We start from the raw sequence: 20,548 nt of genomic DNA, 5'->3' as shown, positions 1-20,548 counted from the left end.
TAAACATAGTCATAACGATTCCGTCTTAGAAAAAATCTGTTGATAGTAGCTAGTTAATAGTTTGTAGGTTAATTATGGTTAGAATTGTTGGCATTGGCGGTAGTTTAAGACCCAACTCCTATACCCAGCTTGCTTTAGAAGTAGCAGTGCAAAGGGTTGAAGCTGTGGGTGCAGAGGTAGAAATTCTCAATTTACAGCAGTTGCAGCTACCGTTTTGTACTGGTGCAAAGGAGTATCCAGAGTATCCAGATGTTCAGCGGTTGCAAGATACAGTCAGTCGCGCTGATGGATTAATTTTAGCGACACCTGAGTATCATGGTGGGGTTAGTGGTGTCCTGAAAAATGCCCTGGATTTGATGAGCTTTGAGCAACTGTCGGATAAAGTGACTGGACTAATTAGTGTCTTGGGTGGTCAGTCTAATAGTAATGCTTTAAATGAGCTCCGGCTAATTATTCGTTGGGTACATGGTTGGGTGATTCCCGAACAAATTGCGATCGGACAAGCTTGGGGTGCTTTCAGTCCTGAAAACAAGCTAGTAGATGAGAAACTCTCTCAAAGATTTGATCAATTTGCTCAGAGTTTAGTTGATAATACTCGCAAGCTGCGGGGCATAAATTAGTTGTAGTTGTAGGGTGGGGAAAGCTTTGCCCACCCACCCCACTCAACTCAACTTAATGGTGGTGATGGTGGTGATGGTGATCCCCAGCTAGTTGGGGATTAACTGCCAAACTTTGTGACAACAGTTCTGCAATATGAGCATCAGCCCATTGGCCCGCCATAGCCAAAAATTCTGGATGGTCGTTGACGCAAGCCATTTGCACGTAGTTCGTACCAGGATGCTGTTTTTCCAAAGCATGGATGATATGGTGTACATCCAATAAAGTTTCGTGGTTTTCTGTGGCAAAGCCAATTGGCATAAAAATTACCACTTTTGCACCTAATTGAATTAGGTTATTTGCTGCTTGTTGGGCGTTTGGCTGTGTCCAATCAATTAGAGGCGTGTCATGATTGAGCCAACCCACTGAGATTAAGGGATAGCGGTTAATCAACTTATTGCGAACTAAATCGTACATTGCTTCACTTTCGGCAATCCCAGAAGTAAAGCCTTTGGCTTTGTGCGGACAACCATGATTCATTAACACAATGCCGATTTGAGAAGGTAGATAAGCTGCAGCTAACTCAGCAATTTTCTCCTCAACCAGATGAGCCATCAAATCAATGTAAGCTGGTTCGTTGAAGAAAGAAGGAATGTAGCGCTGTGCTTTAACCCAGTGTTCTTCACCATCAGTCAACTCGACGAGGGCATTGTTAACTTGCTCGATCGCAATACCACTAGTAAAGATAGAATCAACAACCAGCAGTGGGTAAATCAGCAGCTTCTCGAAGCCTTGGTTTTTTATTTCTGCTAAAACTTGATTAGGTAGGAAAGGGGCGCAGAAGTTAAAAGCCTTGAAAACTTGAACATTATCACCCCATTTTTCTTGTAAATTCTTCTCAATCCCAGCACGCTGCTGTTCAAAGATGGCATTGTGTGGGGAGATAAAATCGTGGTGTGTGTGTCCCCACTCATGGCGGTCAAATAGTGCCAAAAGTTTTGCCAGGGGAGGATAAATCCAGGTTGGCACTGGTGCAAATTTTGCTGTCAGTAGATTTAAAGCCTGTTCGTTATAATTGGCGAAATCTTCGTAGCTTTCGACTTCGCCGTAGCCCATAAGCAGTACGGCTACACGGTCTTTACCTGATAGATGCTCGTGGGTGTGTTGTACTTTTTCCGGCGTGGCAACCACAATGACTTCCTTAATATAACCAAATTGCACAGAGATATGAAGTTAGGGAATAGGTTGAATATTTCCCCTACTAATAACTTATTATCCCATCCAGGGGGATACGATAGGTGTAAAATCAAAATAATACATCAAAAGACATACAAGATTTACGTGGGGCATTAGGTATTGGGCATTGAGCATGGAAAATTCAACCAATGCGCCATCTGCTATATCGCTAGAATAGCGAAAACGGTTAAGATGCCGAAAAGCTGCGTTATTAGTGAAATTAATTTGGTGCAACTTTTTGCCAGATGCGTCTATCAAGATTTAAGTCTTCAACAATCCCCAACATCAAGTTAAGAGTTTCAAAATACTCTCTTTCTACCAGATTCAAATTTTTTTAATTCGCTCAATAAATTTTTCTGACAAAATACTTTAAATTTATTTAATGTTTTCGGGCTAAACTTTTTAATAGCTGGTTCCGGTTCTTCTGGTAAGGTTTCGCTTGGTAGTTGTAGCTGAAATTGTTGTGATTCAGTGGTGTTTGGTTGAGTCGCAGACAGATCAATATCATCTGTAAATAAAAGTTGCTTTGTGTTCATTAATCAAGAGTTGCTCAGAAAAAGCGATCGCTTGATTAATTTGCCCATTCTCTTAATATGATTTTATCATTTTTTTGTGTAATTGCAAATATTCTTTTGTAGCCACAGAAGCAGCTTAAAAAAATAGTCAATACTCAAATAGCTTATTGATAGCGTTTTTTATTAATAACTTAATAGCTATTTTTTATAAGTTAATTTGCTTGTGTAGAAGTAAATTTTAAAATAGGATTATTTCGGAAAAATATTTGGATTAGCTATAATTTACTCAGTAAAAATCAGGTAATATAGCAATCCTAAATTATTTGTAAAAAGTTCATTTTTTATTGTCTTCTCAACTCTTGGGGAGGTTATGCCCTAAGCGAACGCAAGAGCGTCTCTAAGAGTTGCTATGCCGCAGGCTTTACGAGACGCTCTTGCGTTCGTGTCCTTCGCTAATAGACCGCCACAGCAGATTTAAGTTATTAATACGAAAAGCTGCTAGTACGATATACATCCGCAATTTTCAGAATAGACAGATGAGTATAATTATTTGCCCTGGAATTCATGAGTCAAACTTAACTGAAAGCTTTAAAGTCGAATTATTAGATATGGTTTCTAATGGCGCGATCACTTATAATACCGCAAATATACTGATTTATCCGGGGAAAGATGTTTTGGTTCTATCAGCATTTCATATGTTACAGTTTTTGCGCGATCGCTTGGGCGATCAGCTAAAATCGCCAATTATATTTATTAGCTTTAGTGCTGGCGTAGTTGGGGCAATAGGGGCAGCGTGTTTGTGGCAACTCTTGGGTGGTCGTGTGAAAGCGTTTATTGCTATAGATGGGTGGGGAGTACCACTACAGGGTAATTTCCCTATTCATCGGATGAGCCATGATTATTTCACCCATTGGAGTTCCTGTTTGCTAGGTAGTGGGCAAAATAACTTTTATGCACAGCCAGCAGTTGATCATTTGTCAATTTGGCGATCGCCCCAAACTGTACAAGGCTGGTGGGTAGATTCATCCATTGGAATTTTTCCACCCAAAGGTCATCTCACAGCATCTGAGTTTTTGCTTATGCTGTTAAAGCGCTATGAAGCAAATTAATCCGGACAATGGAGTAAGTAAACAGGAGTTAGGAGTGAGGAGTGAGTCATTTGTCATTAGTTCCCCAACTCCCCACTCCCCACCCCCCATCTACCCAAAGTATCTAAATGTTTCCAACTGAACCAACTGCTGTTAATAACGGGTTTGGCGCACTGCTAAAAAACCGTGGTTTTATGCTTCTGTGGATTGGGCAACTGCTGTCCCAGTTAGCAGATAAGGTCTTCTTCGTTTTGCTGATTGCTCTGCTGGAGAACTACCCACCGCTTCGTGGGTTGGCACGAAATTCTATGTATTCAACCTTGATGCTGTCGTTTACAATACCAGCAATTTTGTTCGGTTCTGCTGGTGGTATCTTTGTTGACCGCTTACCAAAAAAGCTGATTCTGGTCGGCTCAGATATCGTGCGGGGAATATTAACGCTGTGTCTTCCCTTGTTACCACGAGAGTTTCTGATTCTGTTAATCCTGACTTTTGCCATTTCCACGGTGACGCAGTTTTTTGCACCAGCTGAACAAGCAGCCATTCCCTTATTGGTGAAGCGAGAGAATTTGTTGGCAGCCAATGCGCTGTTTAGCAGCACGATGATGGGAGCTTTAATTGTTGGCTTTGCTATCGGAGAGCCGATTTTAAGTTTGGCGAAAAGCTTAATGGGAGAAGAATACGGTCAAGAGCTTGTGGTTGGTGGATTATACATATTATCGGGTGCTATTATCCAGCCAGTTAGGTTTAAAGAACCCAAACGACCGACGGAGCATCGGGCATCAAATAACCCTTGGGCTGAATTCACCGAGAGCCTGCGCTATCTCAAGAAAAATCCTTTGATCTTGAACGCCATGCTACAACTGACAACTTTATATTGTGTGTTTGCAGCCTTAACAGTGCTGACGATTCGATTAGCCGAGGAGTTTGGTCTCAAAGAAAAACAGTTTGGCTTTTTCTTGGCAGCAGCAGGGGTAGGTATGGTATTTGGTGCGGCGATTTTAGGAAACTGGGGTGATAAATTGCGTCACAAACCCCTACCTTTAATGGGATTTTTGATGATTGCACTAGTTTTAGGGGTGTTCACTTTTACGCACAACTTATTGCTGGCGTTAGGACTCTGTGCATTTTTGGGTGTAGGTGCTGCCTTAATTGGTGTTCCCATGCAAACTTTAATTCAACAGCAAACACCACCTACGATGCACGGTAAAGTATTTGGCTTTCAAAATCATGCCGTCAACATCGCTCTGGCGTTACCTCTGGCGATTACTGGCCCATTAACTGATGCTCTGGGCTTGCGATTTGTGCTTGTAGGAATGAGTATTGTTGTCGTAGTTGTCGGTGTTTGGGCTTGGAAAAATACTCGCACAGTCTTGCAAGACGTAATTTAATTAATGTAGGCTAATAGTCTAACTTTATATTTAATATATAAAATTCTTAGAATTTGATTGAACGTTTTCAATTAAAATGAAATCTTAACTACAGAATTCAGCATTTATTTTAGCTATAGTCTGAGGTTTGGCCGTGCGTTCACAAAGTGTCTCCGTAGGAGATTCGCTTTCCCAAATTAGTCTCCCACAAACCGAGAATCACAAGCAGTCTCGTACTTCTAGCCCACCAGTCATGCCCAAACGTGCATCTGGCGGGTTCGCTCTGCTTGACAGCCTTCAGCGCCACGGCGTTGATTATATTTTTGGTTATCCTGGTGGGGCAATTCTACCAATTTACGACGACCTCTATAAGGTAGAAGCAACTGGTGCTATGAAGCACATTCTCGTGAGACACGAACAAGGCGCAGCCCACGCTGCTGATGGTTACGCCCGTGCCACAGGAAAAGTAGGAGTATGCTTTGGCACTTCTGGTCCAGGAGCAACGAACTTGGTGACAGGCATCGCCACAGCCTACATGGATTCAATCCCGATGGTTGTGGTTACAGGACAGGTAGCACGTCCGTCCATTGGTACAGATGCCTTTCAGGAAACTGATATTTACGGGATTACGCTACCAATCGTGAAGCACTCCTATGTAGTGCGTGACCCCAAAGATATGGCGCGAATTGTCGCCGAAGCGTTCCACATCGCTAGCACTGGGCGTCCGGGACCAGTTTTGATTGATGTCCCCAAAGATGTAGCTTTAGAAGAATTTGACTACATACCTGTAAAACCAGGTTCAGTGAAGTTACGCGGTTATCGTCCCACAGTGAAGGGAAATCCCCGGCAAATTAATGCCGCGATCCAGTTGATTACTGAAAGTCGCCGTCCGCTATTGTATGTCGGTGGTGGTGCGATCGCAGCTGGTGCCCATGAAGAAGTAAAAGAACTAGCTGAGTTATTCAACATCCCTGTCACCACAACCTTAATGGGGATCGGTGCCTTTGACGAACATCATCCCCTAGCTTTGGGAATGTTAGGGATGCATGGCACCGCTTACGCTAACTTCGCCGTTAGTGATTGTGACTTGCTAATTTGCGTCGGTGCTAGATTTGACGATCGCGTAACTGGGAAGTTAGACGAATTCGCCTCTCGTGCCAAAGTAATTCATATCGACATCGATCCAGCAGAAGTCGGCAAAAACCGCGTTCCTGAAGTGCCCATCGTCGGCGATGTGCGGAATGTGTTGGTAGACTTATTGCGTCGATGCCAAGAAGCAGGCGTCAAGGCTACACCTAATCAAAACCAAGAATGGCTAAATTTAGTTAACCGTTGGCGCGAAGAGTATCCTCTAGTAGTGCCGCACCATCCCGACAGCATTTCCCCGCAAGAAGTGATCGTAGAAGTAAGTAGCCAAGCACCCCAGGCTTACTACACCACAGATGTAGGACAGCATCAAATGTGGGCAGCACAATTCCTGAAGAATGGCCCAAGGCGCTGGATTTCTAGTGCTGGTTTGGGAACGATGGGTTTTGGCTTACCTGCGGCAATGGGCGCTAAAGTGGCGTTTCCTGATGAAGAAGTCATTTGTATTAGCGGCGATGCTAGTTTCCAAATGTGTTTGCAGGAACTTGGTACCCTTGCACAGTATGGGATAAATGTCAAGACAATAATTATCAATAACGGCTGGCAAGGGATGGTGCGCCAGTGGCAGCAAGCCTTCTATGGTGAGCGTTACTCATGCTCAAACATGGAAGTAGGGATGCCAGACGTAGAGTTGTTAGCAAAAGCCTATGGGATTAAGGGCATGGTAATCAGCGATCGCAGTGAATTAAAAGATGCGATCGCCGAAATGCTGGTACACAAAGGCCCGGTGATATTGAATATCCACGTCACCAGAGACGAAAACTGCTATCCAATGGTAGCTCCGGGCAAGAGCAACGCTCAAATGGTTGGCTTGCAGAAGCAACCGCCGAAAGCAGCAGCAGAGCCAGTTTATTGTAGCCACTGTAGTGCGAAAAATGCTCCCACCCACAACTTCTGCGCTGAGTGTGGGACGAAGTTGTAACGCTTTTTGATAATTCTGACCAGAGAGGTAGGGGAGCAGGATAAGGGGAGAAAGATGCCGGAATTCGCCCTACTTCCTGCCCCCTTTTTTATTACATATACGTCGCTTAATCTTTCTGATTAGGTTGAGGTAAAAAGATATTTCCTAAGTAATTCACTAGATCGCTTTGACTGTTGAAATCTAACAGCGCCTCAGCTAACTCTTCTAGTTGAGTAATGGGTAATGTGCGAATCTGCTGTTCTATCTCTGGTTCAATTGCACTAAACCGACGTGTCAAAAGACGCAAAATCAGTTGTAGCGCCTCCTGTTTCTTTCCTCGTTCTTCTCCCTTTTGCAGAATGTCTTGGTAAATCACAGATTCTTGCATAATTTCCTCTCTGAAAAGCTGTGTAATCAAACTTTTATCAAACCGCAAACCAGCTAAAACCTGTACACAAGCTGATATATTCTGTCGCTCGTCTGTTTCTTCAATCATATCGACACTAGCCGCGACTTGAGTTAATAAGTTTGTGGGTGAGTCGGTTCTGGCTAATGTCGCCAGTGGTAAGAGTGCGGGGTTAGCTAGCAGTGGTGTGGGATCTTCTTCCCATAAACGAATTACTCGATATGAGTGTCTGGTTTTTTTATCTACATACTGGGTATTAAAAACAATTTCTGAAGATGTAGCTTGTAAGAAAATTAATACCTGCTCAATCTCACACCAGTATTATCGCTTTAATCTGGTGTAATAATCCAGCATCCGAAAGTCAAGCGGGGTTTTGGATTTTGGTGTTGTTTGAAACTCTAAATGTAAGATTTTGTTGGCGATTTGCAGGAACGTCACCGAATCAGCGCGAATCGGTTCAAGGTTGAGTTCGGTTTTAAGTACTTGGATATCTGAGGTGTCAGATGCAAGTAACCATTTGGCAAAATCGCCAGGGTAGTTTTCGGCAAGGTATTTGCAGGTGTTATCGTAACTCAAAGGCGATTTTTACTCATTTTTCATATCGATTTGTTGTTTGAGAATAAGTGCAATCAGCAACAGTAATCGCTAAATCAACAAATGCGAACGCTAAATCAACAATTGTGATCGCCAAATCAACAAATGCGATCGCCAAATCAACAAATGCGATCGCCAAATCAACAATTGCGATCGCCAAATCAACAAATGCGATCGCCAAATCAATAATTGCGCTCGCCAAAATAACATTAGAAAGGGGAAACTAAAACATCTAATTCTCTCCCTTTAATAAGCTACGGTGTACACACAAGTTGAATTACCCCCTTTAATCCCCCCTTATAAAGGTGGGAAAAAAGAAATCTAGTTCCCTCGCCTTTATAAGCTACGGTGTACACACAAGTCGAATTACCCCCCTTAATCCCCCCTTATAAAGGGGGGAAAAAAGAAATCTAGTTTCCTCGCCTTTATAAGCTATGGTGTACACACAAGTCGAATTACCCCCCTTATAAAGGGGGGAAAAAAGAAATCTATCTAGTTCCCTCCCCTTTATAAGGGGAGGGTTAGGGTGGGGTAACTTCCCTCAACCTACAAATAACTTCGCTAATCTTATCTACCACACAATCAATATCTTGATAAACTTCTTGATTCGTAAATCTTAAAATCCTCGTACCTTTTGATTCCAAAAATGCTTGGTGATCGCGGTCATATTCACCGAACTCCATCTTGATAGTGACTATTACCATCAATTTCTATGGCAAGTCTCAATTCCGAAGAATAAAAATCCACTACAAATTTGTCAATACTGTATTGTCTGCGAAATCTACAGCTTTCAATTTGTTGATTTCTAAGTTTTGCCCAAACTATTTTTTCAGATGGGGGCATATTGTTTCTGAGAGTTTGCCGTTTTTGCTTTTCTGAGGTTTGGTTATACAGTTTTGTCATCAGCGTTTTCATATTCCTGGACTGTGCTTATTATTCCCTGGATTACCCCCCTTAATCTCCCCTTGGAAAGGCTATCGTTGTATACACAACTCGAATTACCCCCCTTATAAAGGGGGGTAATTGGAAAATCTATCTAGTTCCCTCCCCTTGTAAAGGGGAGGGTTAGGGAGGGGTAATTCAATAACTTGCGTATACACCGTAGCCTTTTTAAGGAGGATCTAAAACTTTTCACCCCTCATTTTTCAGAAATTGAGGATAATATCGTTGAAGCTTCATCAAGATGCGTCTAACTCACACCTGCTCATGAACGAACAGCGTTTACAGGCTTATAATCAGCTAATTCAAACCCTGCTAGATTGCCCTAGTGGGGAAGAACCAGAGATATTAGCAGCGAATACAGAATTGCTAGATGCTGACTTTGTGCAGGTTGTTGTAGCAGCAGCAGAGCATTTTGCCTAGCAGAGAGAGGAAAATACTGCCGAGTGGTTGAGAAACTTAGCAACATATCTCACTACCCCAGAAACTACCCCCATCACTCAAGAAGATATAGACACTTACAGGCAATTTTTAATAGAAATACTGCAAGCAACAGATGATAGCAACGGCGATGCTCAAGTAATTTATCCATTGCTGGCAGCAAATACCAATAAACTCAATCATATTTTTGCTGATTTATTGCGCCGTTGGGCAACAAATACCCTAGCAGAAGCGGAACCAGATACAGCAGAATATATTGCAGAGGCGATTGTTATATTCAGTAATCGGATTAGCGATTTTCCTTTAGGTAGCAAAGCCAACAATATGGAAATTGTGATCGCTGGCTACGAAATCGCCCTCACTGTTTATACCAAGAGCGCCTTTCCTGTAGATTGGGCAGGTATGCAAAATAATCTGGGGATTGCTTACCGTAACAGAATATTAGGAGAACGAGCCGAGAATATTGAATTTGCGATCGCTGCTTATTCTGCTGCTCTGGAAGTATATACCAAGAGCGCCTTTCCTGTAGATTGGGCAGGTACGCAAAATAATCTGGGGATTGCTTACCGTGAGAGAATATTCGGAGAACGAGCCGAGAATATTGAAAGTGCGATCGCTGCTTATTCTGCTGCTAATGAATTGCAGCAACTATCTAGTCAGTTACCAGAAGACAATGAGGAAATTCTAGAAAATTGGTTGCAACTAAAATCCCCTGGCTGAAAAAGCTTAATGGGAGAAATACCCCAAAAAAACTTTGATTACATCAGATGCTTGCAAGATTTACAAACACACCACACAGCAATTACTACTAATATTACTAATTACAGAATTTGTTTAGAGAAGATTCAAACTATTGATAGCGGTAATAGCCCGCAATCATGGCAAGATTTTATTAATAAAGACTGTAAAAAATGGCAATAACAAATACAAACAGATATTAACTATCTGACTCCAGGTCAAGAATTGTTTGGACAATTCGTTGATACAATTCGCGGTATAGTATAAATAAAACAAACTGAGCGCGATCGCTCCCTAGAAAACACCATCCAAATATTAGGTATCGGCTTTGGCGGTGGTGCGATCGCCTCTGGCGTATTCACAACACATATTGATAAAATTAATCTCCCGTTAGTAGAAAAACATCCCCTTTACGCATCGTTAACTTTAAGCATCATCGCTACCTTGATATTTATCGCTTTAGGTTGGCTGATTACCAAACGTAAATAAAGTAAATTTTTCGGAGAAACTATGGAAATAAAAAATATGACGACAGAACAGTTACAAAACTTGATCCGTAACCAGTAGATGAAATTCTAGATGAATACTTTTGTGATATTGATCGAATGATTACCCCCCTTAATCCCCCCTTATAAAGGGGGGAAACAAGAAAATCCAATTCCCTCCCCTTTATAAGGGGAGGGTTAGGGTGGGGTAAAAGAATATTTGATACATCAATCATAACTTTTCAAACATCCTCTTAGGCAGCGGTGGCGTACACAAGTACTAAAAACCTTGCTCGCTCAAGGCAACTTAACCGTTTTTATACGCAGATTAAGATATTATCTGCGTATTTTTTATAAAAAAAAGATTCATCCCAATATATATTTCCGCATTCTTTTGGGAATCATAAATCGAGGAAGAATTACAAACCGTAAGGTATTACTTCCTGAAATATCACGTAACTTTTAAAGGATAATTATGTCTAAACGCAAGTTGCCCAAAGGACGTAGCACCAGTTCAGTTGCTCTAGAACCAGAAGTTGCGATCGCAGTTATTGGAATGTTTTCCGCAGCTGCTGATGGTGAAGGCATAACCATAGAAGAACAATACGGTTTGAGTGAAATGCTGGGTAGTGTTTCCCAATTTGAAGATTACTCTGATGAAGACTATGAAGAGTTGACTGAGAAAGTCGCCAGCTTGCTAGAGGAAGAAGAACCTGAAGTTTTAATCGAGCAGGCGATCGCATCCCTACCAAATAAAGGTTATCGCGAAGCTGCATACATCACCGCTATCTTGGTGGTAGGGATTGATGAGGAAGTACCCGAAACAGAACAAGATTATATCTCTGAGCTTCAGGAAGCCTTGAAGATTTCAGACAAGCGAGCACAAGAACTGATAGACGAAGTATTCGGGGCAGATGAGGAAGAACAGGAGGATGAGGAAGAAGAGGAAGAATAGTCTTCATTTCCTCCTGTAGAACTGACGTAAAAAAATGTCACACCAAGGTATTATCATCAAGTAGTTTTAAGAACTATGTGATGACCAGGAAAATTTCTCTTAGCTTAATGCTGCTGTTTCTGGGGACTCAAATTGGTGTTACCCAGCCAGCAGCTAAAGCACAAACCCCAGTTGCACCAACAACTTCCACAAAATCAATTTGCTCTAGCCAACTGGGAACAGCTATAGATGCTGTAATCAATCGTCCCTTATTCAGTCGGGGGCGCTGGGGAATTTTGGTACAACCCCTGTCAACCGGGACAACTCTTTACAGTCGGGATGCTCAGAAATATTTTACTCCCGCGTCTAACCTCAAATTGCTGACAACAGCTGCTGCATTGCAGCAATTGGGTGCTAATTTTCGGATTCGCACCTCTATTTATCAGAATGGCAATGGTGTTTTACGTCTTGTCGGTAGGGGAGATCCCAGCTTAACTGATACTCAACTGCAAACATTAGCACAGCAGTTAAAACAGAAAGGTATTACCCAAATTCAGCGGTTGATAGCTGATGATAGTTATATTCAAGGTGATATTGTTAATCCTAGCTGGCAATGGGAAGATGTAGAGTCAGACTATGGCGCACCAGTCAGCAGCTTTATTCTAAATCAAAATATTTTTAGCTTAAAACTTGTACCACAGGCTGTAGGTAAATCTTTACAAGTCGTGTGGATTGATCCTGGCGAGGCGAAACAGTGGCGGATAATTAATCAGTCAGTAACAGTTGCCCAAAATCAACCAAGCTACGTTAACGTTACCCGCGAATTATCAGGAACAGTATTACGAATTCAAGGACAACTGACAACGAATTCTGAACCGTCTTTAATAGATTTGCCTGTAGTTGATCCTAATTATTACTTCTTACGGCGCTTCCGTACTGCTTTGGCAAGAGAAAAAATTACCTTGGGGCAAACATTAGTAGTAAGTGGTGGTATTAATCAACAGGAAATAGCATTTGTAGAGTCGCCACCTTTATCTGAATTATTAATGGAAACTCTTCAGAATAGTAATAATCTTTATGCTGAAGCACTGCTGAGAGCATTAGCTGTGAAAAAAATCAGAGTGAAAAATCAGACTAGCGCTGATGTAGGTTTGGAAGTTGTCAAAGCAACTTTAACTCAATTGGGAGTTGATCCAGCAAATTATGTTTTAGTGGATGGTTCGGGTTTATCACGTCGTAACTTAGTAACACCAGAAGCTTTTGTGCAAACTTTGCGAGGAATAGCAAAAACACCAACAGCATATGTGTATCGCGCATCTTTACCTGTGGCGGGTAAAAGTGGAACCTTAAAGGGCCGCTTTCAAGATACACCTGCTGAGGGCATTGTGCAAGCAAAAACAGGTACTTTAACGGGTGTGATTTCTCTATCTGGATATATGAATGTGCCTAAATATGAGCCATTGGTTTTTAGTATTATTGTAAATCAATCGGAGCAACCTGCAACAGTTGTGCGCCAAGCTATTGATGAAATTGTTGTGTTGTTAACACAGTTACAGCGTTGTTAAGAAATGTTTAGAGATGCAAAATTTTGCGTCTCTACATTCGCCTACTCTGGTAACTAATTGAAGCGAACAACTCTAATATATATAGGACTTATGCAAAACATTTAGGGGATAATATAAGATGACATTTTCGTTATTATAATTCAGGAGTTTTGTGGTGATCAAATCTTCAAATTCGTTTTTGGCGGTAGTGCTAATGATCGCTTCTTTAAGTTTTCCCATATCCGTCAAAGCTGATACCGTGAATGCCCGTTGCGATGTGTTCCCAAAAGGAGAAGACCGCGCCACATCCTCTGGTAAGTGTACCTTTTCCCAACGGCAAGGTGCGGTTAGCATTGAACTGGAAAATGGTCGTCGCTATGACTTGCTCCCTGAGGGTAATCGACCCGGCAATTATCGCGATCAAAATGGTGATGCTGCCTATCGACAAGCTGGACTGGGTGACAGGGGACAGATTTATCGCCTTGCTACTGAGTCGATTTTTGTCTATTGGGATACAGCTTATAATAGACAAAACTCAGGTAACAGAAATCGTAGAGCTGCTGCTAGGCGTCAGCCTGAGGCGGGTACTACCGTCTCTCGGTTGAGTGATTTAGTGGGGGCAAGGGCAGGACAGGCAGAAAACACAGTCAAAGATCGGGGCTATCGATGGGTCAAGAGTGATGATTCGGGCTACAGCTACTGGCTAGAAGGCAAAACCAACTACTGTGTAACAATCCAAACAGACCAAGGACGCTACCAATCGATTGTTTACACGGGGAGTTCAGAGGATTGTAAGAATTAGTTGCTATCTGGACAAACAATCCAATTTAGAGGGCACTGAGAGGATGTCTTAAAAGGTAGCTGAGAAAGCTGAAACCCGCATTCCTTGCTTGATGCACAATGTATGAGAAGTCCCTTGGACGATGCTTATTCACGAAATCTCAGTCGGAGTTTTGCCCTTCTTGTGGAATAACTCTTATAGGGGACTTCCAAGTAAAAAATATCCCAAAACTAACACACAAATCTTCTCTATTTCTCTTCTCTCTGTGTTCTCTGCGCCTTTGCGGTTCGTTTATTTGGATAATTTATTTCTTGGAAATCCCTAGACAAAGATAGCGAGTTTCGCCGTTGTATTTGGGTAGATATATCGGCAATGAACAGATTCACTGAAACCTTGCAATCCCGCAACTTCAAGCTGTGGTAGTGTCAATAATTCTGAGTCCCATGATCACTAAGTCGCATTCAACACTGTCAATTTCGGCAATTTTAGGTAAATGTCCCCAATGTTGAAAACCAAATGTTTCAAAAAGTTTTAAACTGGGTTGATTGTGGGCAAAAATTAAGCATACTAGGGTCTTTAAACCCAAACTAGGACTTTCGCTAATTGCTTGTGCTAATAGTTGTCGTCCCAAACCACATCGATGAAAGTGAGGGGCTATGTAAATACTAATTTCGGCAGTCGTACTATAGGCGGGCCGCCCATAAAAGGATTGGAAACTAAGCCATCCAGCAATTGCTCCCTCTACTTCGATTACCCAAAGTGGGCGTTGTGAAGGCGATCGCGCCTTAAACCAAGGAAGGCGACTTTCCACAGATACTGGCTCTAAATCAGCGGTTGCCATGCGGCTAGGAATTGCAGCATTATAAATTGCCACAATAGCAGGCAAGTCAGTTTCAGTTGCATGGCGAATAGTCATTGCTACCGTCTTGGAGTAAATCTTGAGAAAATATTCAAAAATAATACAGCGTTAACAGCGTTCCGAAAGCCGTAACACACGCTAGTAGTCTGTCAATAAATAATTGAGGGGTGCGGATTGTTCGTAGTTTGCGCTTTAGCGAAGACAGCGCCAACTACGAACCTATCAAATCAAACTTGACAGATTACTAGACTATCTCACCAGAATAGTTTTGGCTCCCCGTCGTGCCGCTTGGATAGCAGTCGCAGTTCCTCCGGTTCCTCCACTGACAGCTCAGACATCAGCTGTATATGTATGATCAACCATTGCTTAACCCTTGAGTTTTCGACATATTTTCTTTAGATATTGGACTCAGACAAGATAATTTATTTTCTTTTTCGGATATTTCGTTTATGTAGTGTGTATGATTAAGATAGTGAATAAAATTGTCAGTGTAAATTGCATTGCTAATGACAAAGCCTGCAACACAGTAGGAGACTAATATGATGTTAAGACAGAACATGTCTTTAGATTCTGTAATATCTCCACAGCTAGAAGCTCAATCTATCAAAGAACTGGATCGCATACTGAGCGTTAAAGATTTTCAGGCGAAACTGGTAGGAGCTAACGGAGAAAAAATTAACATTCCTGAGCCGATTTATCAGATGTTGCTTCAAGTTGTCCATGCAATGGCATCAGGTAAAGCTATATCTATAATTCCTCAACAACAGGAACTGACGACACAACAAGCGGCTGAACTCCTTAATGTATCACGTCCTTACTTGATCAAGTTATTAAAACAAGGCGACATTGATTACATCAAGGTGGGTTCACATCGCCGGGTTCGTTTTGATGATTTAATGAAATATAAACAACAGCGGGACACCAAGCGCCGAGAAGGTTTGAAGGAATTGACTCAATTTCTGCAAGATGAGGGGTTCTATGATGAGGAGAGTAGTAAATTAGACTAATAAGATGCTTTCTTTCTCTGTTGTTCTGGACTCCTGCGTTATCTACCCCATGCCTCTGTGTGATACTTTATTCCGTGCTGCTGAGGCAGAACTTTACCAAATTCATTTTTCACAAGAAATTCTAGAAGGTGCTACTCGCAACCTTGTAAAGAACGGAAAGATGACAGATGACAAGGCAGCACGCTTTCAAGAAATGCTCAAGATGCATTTTCCTGAAGCAATAGTGGAAGTACCAGAACAGCTAGTTGCATCAATGACAAATCATCCAGGCGATCACCATGTTGTCGCCGCTGCTGTAGTTGCCAAGGCAGAGGTAATTGTTACTGCTAACCTAGATGACTTTCCAGCAGAGGCTTTAAAGCCTTGGGATATTGAGGCTTGGCATCCAGATGATTTTTTGGTTTATCTTAATGAGCAATTTCCCGGAAAAATGATTGAAGTAATTCGGCAGTAATCAGAGGATCTCAAGAACCCTCCGCTGACCGTTGTTGAATTGCTGGATAAGTTAGAAAAAAAGAATAATGTTACAAAATTTGCTGGTAGCATTCGCTTCCATGAATATTCTGATGTAATCGTGCAAATTGCCAAAACAACCTTGAAGAGTAAGTTTGCAAGAATAGCACCAAAGGGTGGTCGATACCTTGAGGGTGAACAGTATCGACTCTGGCAAAAAGCGGGAATTTTAACAATTACGGCTAAAGACAACCGAGGGGAAATCCTGCGAGTTGAGAATGGGAAAATTCAGGGAAGTCTTTTATCACAGGACATTAAGGCATTCCAAATATTTGAACAAAGCTTAGAACAAAAACTAGGACAAACTAAAACACAGAAATCTGAAAACTGATAGCCTAACGTTGACTGCTAATGTTACATCTAGTATCGTTGAGCGGGGAATAACCAACGTGAAAGCACAAGTATTTAGAGGCGTCAATCAGCTGTCTTACGAAGATATCCCAGTTCCACCCCTAGAACCAGATGAAGTGCTGGTACAGGTGCGGGTAGTGGGGTTGTGTCAGTCAGATATTAAAAAAATTCGTTATCCACTGTATGAACCGCCGCGCATTTTTGGACATGAAACTGCCGGCACGATCGCAGCATTAGGCAATAATGTCAAAGGTTGGCAAGTTGGACAACGGGTAGCGGTGATGCACCACATCCCCTGTATGCGTTGCACCTACTGCCTAAATGATAATTTTTCTATGTGCGATGTTTACAAAAACATCTCCACAACCGCAGGCTTTAACGCCAGTGGCGGCGGTTTTGCTGATTATGTCAAGGTTCCCGGACATATTGTCCAAAATGGTGGGCTGATTCTCATCCCCGATCGCATCAGTTTTGAAGAAGCGAGTTTTGTTGAACCGACTAACTGCTGCTTGAAAGCTGTGAAAAAAGCCCAAATTGCCCCAGGACAAACTGTCTTAGTCACTGGTGCTGGGCCAATTGGGTTAATGTTCATTATGTTGGCGAAGTATTTCGGAGCAAAAGCGATCGCCACCGATTTACTGCCCTCTAGAATCGAAAAAGCCTTGAGTGTTGGTGCAGAGGCGGCTTTTGATGCTCGTGATCCCGATTTACCAGCAAAAATCCATGCCCTAACTGGTGGACTGGGTGTTGATGTTACCCTCCTGGCTGTTCCTAGTGATAAAGCTTTCTTTCAAGCACTTGATTGTACCCGCAAGGGTGGCAAAATCTTGTTTTTCGCCGAATTCCCTGATGAGGTGGAAATTCCCATTAACCCCAATATCCTCTACCGTAGAGAAATTGACTTGATAGGCAGTTACAGCTCATCTTATCGGCTTCAGAGTCTGTCAGCTGATATTGTATTTAATCAGCTGATTGACGTGCAAGCGTTGATTAGCGATCGCTATCCATTAAAAGATTTATCAGCAGCTGTGGAAGTTGCGATCGCACCCACACCGGATACTTATAAAATATTGATTTATCCGTAAAAGGGAGATGGGGGAATCTCTTCAATTTTGAATTTTGAATTGTTATCTCCCCCTGCTCCCTCGTCTTTTTGTTAAACTCAAAAAAATGCTTATTACCCTAGTTGCAGTCGCTCTACTGGCTTTCTACGTCGCCTGGAATCTCGGAGCAAACGATGTTGCTAACGCAATGGGAACCTCTGTAGGTTCCAAAGCTGTTACTCTCAAACAGGCACTAATAATTGCTGGGGTATTAGAGTTTACGGGGGCTGTATTGTTTGGGCATGAGGTAACGGAAACTCTCGCGACGAAAATTGCTAATCCCGCTTTATTCACAGCTACACCCCAAATATTCGTTGTTGGGATGGTAACGGTGCTAATTTCCTGTGGTGTGTGGTTGCAAATTGCCACATCGCGCGGTTTACCTGTATCCTCTTCTCATGCAGTTGTTGGTGCGATCGCCGGATTTAGTTGGGTAGCTTTGGGAGTAAATGCAATTGATTGGTCATCAATTGGCTTAATTACCATTGGCTGGATTTTAACGCCGTTAATTAGTGGTGCGATCGCCGCTTTATTTTACAGTCAAATCAAGCACTGGATTTTGGATCAACCCAATCAACTAGTGCAGTTACAAGAGTGGATTCCCTGGTTGAGTACTATACTGCTAGGTGTATTCGGCGTAATTGTATTACCATCACTGACTGAACCGCTAACCAATTTTGTAATTGAGCAAGCTGGTTTTACAATCCCTGCTTACGATATCCCACTCTTAACGGGTGCAATCGCAGCAGTTGGACTCACAATCATTAGTTGGCGACAATTGCAAGATTCGGGGGAAGTGGAGGAAAAATTTTCACCCCAGACTCAGGAATTACCATCAATCCAAAATCCAAAATCTCAAATCCAAAATCCAGTTGAGCGCTTATTTGGACGATTCCAATTGCTAAGTGCTTGCTTTGTAGCTTTTGCTCATGGTTCTAATGATGTGGGAAATGCGATCGCTCCTTTAGCTGCGATCGTCTACATCAATCGCACTGGTACCGTACCTACAGATGGTATCACTATCCCCATTTGGATTTTAATCCTTGGTGGTGCTGGTATTGTTAGTGGTTTAGCTGTCTGGGGTAAAAAAGTCATCGCCACTATTGGCGAAAACATTATTGCCTTGCAACCTAGTAGTGGATTTTGTGCCGAACTTGCTACTGCTACCACCATCCTCATTGCCTCCCGGCTAGGTTTACCAGTCTCCACCTCCCACGCTCTCGTCGGCGGTGTAGTTGGTATTGGACTAGTGCAAAATATCAAGTCGATTAAGTTCAAAACACTACAAGGCATTGCCGCCGCATGGCTAATTACAATCCCCGTGAGTGCTGGCCTGTGCGCTGCCATCTTTAGCATCGCTCGGATTTTATTTTTGTAAGAATTATTAATATTTTGCTAACTTTTCCCTCTACTGCATCTACTCACAGCAAAACATAGACTGCAACAACGCCAAAAAAGCGGGTTTTTGCAGAATTGCTACTGATTCATTAGAATGTTGTGCAGGGGATAGCGTAACTTTGAATTTCCACAGAAAGATACTTTAATCTCTATTTAGAGATGTAAACTGTCACACAAGTTACATTCCACACAAATTTACAGCTAGTTTCGCAAGTCAGACAATTTTGTGGCGGTAGGGCACGCATCTGCAAGTCTTTGATAATTACTATTGGCAGCAAAACAATAAATATTTATTTGGAGTGAGATTTCTTTCAAAGTAAAAATCTCATTGGCGAATAATTGATGTAAATTAAACTGATCAAATACTTTTATCAATGCTGAAGAAAACACCGTGGATTAAGCACTATCGCAAATTTGATGCTATGCCAAGTTCTATTCAGAATGACAGAATTACGTTGAAATGCGGAAGTGCTGTTAAAATTTTTAATTTATCTGGCAAAATACAGGAAATTAAGATGAGCGCCAAGAAATTGTACGGGAAGCAGCTTTATCGTCAAGGTGTTAGAGGTTAGAAGCTAATGGGGCGATTCGAGAAGCAACCAGAAAACCCGAGAGTCAGAGGCGAGCTATCTAGAGCAGCAGAAAATGCTCTTTGGGCTGTAGTTGAAGACTTAGAAAATCTTCAGCAAAATGTCCTCAGAGTGTTGCAAGAAGACGTAAAGCGGCTTCAGTCAGAAAAAAATCGGTTATCTGATGACATTCAAAGCTTGCTAGAGGAAAAAGAGCATTTACAACAAGTGCGCCAAATTACTGAACAGCAAGTGTTAATTCGTCAACTGGCAGAAGTTCTGGCAAAGCATATATCTTCACAACTGCAATCCTCTTTGGCGACTTTAGCTAACCAAACCATAGAGGGCAAGTCTTATGATCAAGCTGCGCTGAAATCCGCCCAAGTCAGCAGCAATGTTGTAGTAGGTGAAATCAATGAAAAAGTTGAACACATGTTTGACAGCCTAGATGACACCGTTACTGTTACCTTTAACTCGCTGCAACAGGAGCTGAAGAACTATCAAAGTAATCTTTCCCAACAGTTGTCACGGATGTATAGCCAGCAGCAGCAAGGGGAAACGATTTTGGCGGAGTTTGTTAATCGCCTGCATGGAGAACTAGAAAAAACTATAGAAGAAACTTCACGCAAACCAGCAACAGCAGGTACACCTACTGTTTTGCAGTTTACGGAGCCAGAGAAAAACAGTTCTTTTGAGACATCCCCGCCACCGTTTGGCGAAGTAGTAAGAAATTCCCCTGAGCCAATTTCCCCGATCCCTAATAAATTTTTAGAAAGGGAAACTAAATCAGAGCCGACGATTGTTAGAGAAAACGCCGCGAACCCAATTTCTGTCCCCAGCAAGGACTTGTTTCAAAAGGAAACTAAATCAGAGCCGACGATTGTTAAAGAAAACGCCGCGAACCCGATTTCTGTTCCCAGCAAGGACTTGTTTCAAAAGGAAACTAAATCAGAGCCGACGATTGTTAGAGAAAACGCCGCGAACCCAATTTCTGTCCCCAGCAAGGACTTGTTTCAAAAGGAAACTAAATCAG

Annotated in this window: 21 protein-coding genes and 2 pseudogenes; 15 read left to right on the top strand and 8 right to left on the bottom strand. The window is 42.2% G+C overall.

All coding sequences use genetic code 11. The features are described 5' to 3' along the window. Positions 1-74 precede the first annotated feature (74 nt). Positions 75-620 (top strand): NADPH-dependent FMN reductase, encoded by a 546-nt coding sequence (locus V7K40_RS11985; RefSeq protein ID WP_334959749.1) that lies wholly within the window; start codon positions 75-77, stop codon positions 618-620. Positions 621-672: 52 nt separating this feature from the next. On the opposite strand, the gene V7K40_RS11980 is transcribed toward V7K40_RS11985, so the two are convergent. Both V7K40_RS11980 and V7K40_RS11975 read right to left on the bottom strand, forming a co-directional pair. Further along, the gene (locus tag V7K40_RS11980; protein ID WP_334959747.1) at positions 673-1,788 is read right to left on the bottom strand and encodes a ferrochelatase; all 1,116 of its coding nucleotides are present in this window, start codon (positions 1,786-1,788) and stop codon (positions 673-675) included. A 344-nt stretch (positions 1,789-2,132) separates the two neighbouring features. Further along, complete coding sequence (locus V7K40_RS11975; RefSeq protein ID WP_334959745.1) at positions 2,133-2,369, bottom strand: hypothetical protein; 237 nt, start codon at positions 2,367-2,369, stop codon at positions 2,133-2,135. 515 nt (positions 2,370-2,884) lie between these two features. Here V7K40_RS11975 and V7K40_RS11970 point away from each other — a divergent pair. From V7K40_RS11970 to ilvB, 3 genes are all read left to right on the top strand, one after another. Further along, the gene (locus V7K40_RS11970) at positions 2,885-3,457 is read left to right on the top strand and encodes a hypothetical protein (protein ID WP_334959743.1); all 573 of its coding nucleotides are present in this window, start codon (positions 2,885-2,887) and stop codon (positions 3,455-3,457) included. A 107-nt stretch (positions 3,458-3,564) separates the two neighbouring features. After that, entirely contained in the window at positions 3,565-4,827 is a 1,263-nt protein-coding gene (locus V7K40_RS11965; RefSeq protein WP_334959740.1) for an MFS transporter, read from the top strand. Between the two features lie 133 nt (positions 4,828-4,960). Next, on the top strand, positions 4,961-6,874 hold the full coding sequence (ilvB, locus tag V7K40_RS11960) for a biosynthetic-type acetolactate synthase large subunit (RefSeq protein WP_334959738.1): 1,914 nt from the start codon (positions 4,961-4,963) through the stop codon (positions 6,872-6,874). Positions 6,875-6,980: 106 nt separating this feature from the next. On the opposite strand, the pseudogene V7K40_RS11955 reads toward ilvB, so the two are convergent. From V7K40_RS11955 to V7K40_RS11940, 4 genes and pseudogenes are all read right to left on the bottom strand, one after another. After that, a pseudogene (locus tag V7K40_RS11955) lies at positions 6,981-7,835 on the bottom strand (DUF4351 domain-containing protein). Positions 7,836-7,848: 13 nt separating this feature from the next. After that, positions 7,849-8,055, bottom strand: coding sequence for a hypothetical protein (locus tag V7K40_RS11950; protein WP_334959736.1), 207 nt, complete (start codon positions 8,053-8,055; stop codon positions 7,849-7,851). 319 nt (positions 8,056-8,374) lie between these two features. Beyond that, positions 8,375-8,536, bottom strand: a complete 162-nt coding sequence (locus V7K40_RS11945; RefSeq protein WP_334959734.1) for a DUF559 domain-containing protein — start codon at positions 8,534-8,536, stop codon at positions 8,375-8,377. After that, positions 8,523-8,756 carry a DUF559 domain-containing protein gene (locus V7K40_RS11940; RefSeq protein ID WP_334959732.1) on the bottom strand — a complete coding sequence of 78 codons (234 nt, stop codon included), beginning with the start codon at positions 8,754-8,756 and terminating at the stop codon, positions 8,523-8,525. Before V7K40_RS11940 ends, V7K40_RS11945 begins: the two co-directional genes overlap by 14 nt. 264 nt (positions 8,757-9,020) lie before the next feature. Here V7K40_RS11940 and V7K40_RS11935 point away from each other — a divergent pair, with 264 nt between their 5' ends. After that, complete coding sequence (locus V7K40_RS11935; protein WP_334959730.1) at positions 9,021-9,215, top strand: hypothetical protein; 195 nt, start codon at positions 9,021-9,023, stop codon at positions 9,213-9,215. A 27-nt stretch (positions 9,216-9,242) separates the two neighbouring features. Next, positions 9,243-9,953 carry a hypothetical protein gene (locus V7K40_RS11930; RefSeq protein WP_334959728.1) on the top strand — a complete coding sequence of 237 codons (711 nt, stop codon included), beginning with the start codon at positions 9,243-9,245 and terminating at the stop codon, positions 9,951-9,953. 236 nt (positions 9,954-10,189) lie between these two features. On the opposite strand, the gene V7K40_RS11925 is transcribed toward V7K40_RS11930, so the two are convergent. Next, positions 10,190-10,333 (bottom strand): hypothetical protein, encoded by a 144-nt coding sequence (locus tag V7K40_RS11925; RefSeq protein WP_334959726.1) that lies wholly within the window; start codon positions 10,331-10,333, stop codon positions 10,190-10,192. Between the two features lie 598 nt (positions 10,334-10,931). Between V7K40_RS11925 and V7K40_RS11920 the strand changes: the two genes are divergently transcribed. From V7K40_RS11920 to V7K40_RS11910, 3 genes are all read left to right on the top strand, one after another. Further along, a complete protein-coding gene (locus V7K40_RS11920; RefSeq protein ID WP_334959724.1) occupies positions 10,932-11,411 on the top strand; it encodes a tellurite resistance TerB family protein in 480 nt (159 codons plus the stop codon). 80 nt (positions 11,412-11,491) lie between these two features. Further along, entirely contained in the window at positions 11,492-12,955 is a 1,464-nt protein-coding gene (gene dacB, locus V7K40_RS11915; protein ID WP_334959722.1) for a D-alanyl-D-alanine carboxypeptidase/D-alanyl-D-alanine-endopeptidase, read from the top strand. Positions 12,956-13,106: 151 nt separating this feature from the next. Next, positions 13,107-13,736 carry a hypothetical protein gene (locus tag V7K40_RS11910; RefSeq protein ID WP_334959719.1) on the top strand — a complete coding sequence of 210 codons (630 nt, stop codon included), beginning with the start codon at positions 13,107-13,109 and terminating at the stop codon, positions 13,734-13,736. A gap of 388 nt (positions 13,737-14,124) precedes the next feature. On the opposite strand, the gene V7K40_RS11905 is transcribed toward V7K40_RS11910, so the two are convergent. Further along, the gene (locus tag V7K40_RS11905; RefSeq protein ID WP_334959717.1) at positions 14,125-14,631 is read right to left on the bottom strand and encodes an N-acetyltransferase family protein; all 507 of its coding nucleotides are present in this window, start codon (positions 14,629-14,631) and stop codon (positions 14,125-14,127) included. A gap of 482 nt (positions 14,632-15,113) precedes the next feature. Here V7K40_RS11905 and V7K40_RS11900 point away from each other — a divergent pair, with 482 nt between their 5' ends. From V7K40_RS11900 to V7K40_RS11875, 6 genes and pseudogenes are all read left to right on the top strand, one after another. Beyond that, the gene (locus tag V7K40_RS11900; protein ID WP_334959715.1) at positions 15,114-15,581 is read left to right on the top strand and encodes a helix-turn-helix domain-containing protein; all 468 of its coding nucleotides are present in this window, start codon (positions 15,114-15,116) and stop codon (positions 15,579-15,581) included. 4 nt (positions 15,582-15,585) lie between these two features. Beyond that, positions 15,586-16,035: a PIN domain-containing protein gene (locus tag V7K40_RS11895; RefSeq protein WP_334959713.1), complete on the top strand. Its 450-nt coding sequence runs from the start codon at positions 15,586-15,588 to the stop codon at positions 16,033-16,035. A gap of 39 nt (positions 16,036-16,074) precedes the next feature. Next, positions 16,075-16,425, top strand: coding sequence for a hypothetical protein (locus V7K40_RS11890; protein ID WP_334959711.1), 351 nt, complete (start codon positions 16,075-16,077; stop codon positions 16,423-16,425). A 58-nt stretch (positions 16,426-16,483) separates the two neighbouring features. After that, a complete protein-coding gene (locus V7K40_RS11885) occupies positions 16,484-17,530 on the top strand; it encodes a zinc-dependent dehydrogenase (protein WP_334959993.1) in 1,047 nt (348 codons plus the stop codon). 85 nt (positions 17,531-17,615) lie between these two features. Continuing rightward, a complete protein-coding gene (locus tag V7K40_RS11880; protein ID WP_334959709.1) occupies positions 17,616-18,926 on the top strand; it encodes an inorganic phosphate transporter in 1,311 nt (436 codons plus the stop codon). 598 nt (positions 18,927-19,524) lie between these two features. Then, positions 19,525-20,548 (top strand): annotated as a pseudogene (locus V7K40_RS11875) (hypothetical protein); the annotation flags it as partial.

It is taken from the genome of Nostoc sp. (genome assembly GCF_036917195.1).
Lineage (GTDB): Bacteria > Cyanobacteriota > Cyanobacteriia > Cyanobacteriales > Nostocaceae > Nostoc.
This window is presented reverse-complemented; position numbering and strand designations above follow the sequence as displayed.

Bases quoted from the DNA above. Each gene is read 5' to 3' on its own strand.
- V7K40_RS11880 (WP_334959709.1), top strand. From the start codon at position 17,616: ATGCTTATTACCCTAGTTGCAGTCGCTCTACTGGCTTTCTACGTCGCC.
- V7K40_RS11975 (WP_334959745.1), bottom strand. From the start codon at position 2,369: ATGAACACAAAGCAACTTTTATTTACAGATGATATTGATCTGTCTGCG.
- V7K40_RS11905 (WP_334959717.1), bottom strand. From the start codon at position 14,631: ATGACTATTCGCCATGCAACTGAAACTGACTTGCCTGCTATTGTGGCA.
- V7K40_RS11945 (WP_334959734.1), bottom strand. From the start codon at position 8,536: ATGGAGTTCGGTGAATATGACCGCGATCACCAAGCATTTTTGGAATCA.
- V7K40_RS11965 (WP_334959740.1), top strand. From the start codon at position 3,565: ATGTTTCCAACTGAACCAACTGCTGTTAATAACGGGTTTGGCGCACTG.
- V7K40_RS11920 (WP_334959724.1), top strand. From the start codon at position 10,932: ATGTCTAAACGCAAGTTGCCCAAAGGACGTAGCACCAGTTCAGTTGCT.
- V7K40_RS11940 (WP_334959732.1), bottom strand. From the start codon at position 8,756: ATGACAAAACTGTATAACCAAACCTCAGAAAAGCAAAAACGGCAAACT.
- V7K40_RS11985 (WP_334959749.1), top strand. From the start codon at position 75: ATGGTTAGAATTGTTGGCATTGGCGGTAGTTTAAGACCCAACTCCTAT.
- V7K40_RS11900 (WP_334959715.1), top strand. From the start codon at position 15,114: ATGATGTTAAGACAGAACATGTCTTTAGATTCTGTAATATCTCCACAG.
- dacB (WP_334959722.1), top strand. From the start codon at position 11,492: ATGACCAGGAAAATTTCTCTTAGCTTAATGCTGCTGTTTCTGGGGACT.
- V7K40_RS11895 (WP_334959713.1), top strand. From the start codon at position 15,586: ATGCTTTCTTTCTCTGTTGTTCTGGACTCCTGCGTTATCTACCCCATG.
- V7K40_RS11970 (WP_334959743.1), top strand. From the start codon at position 2,885: ATGAGTATAATTATTTGCCCTGGAATTCATGAGTCAAACTTAACTGAA.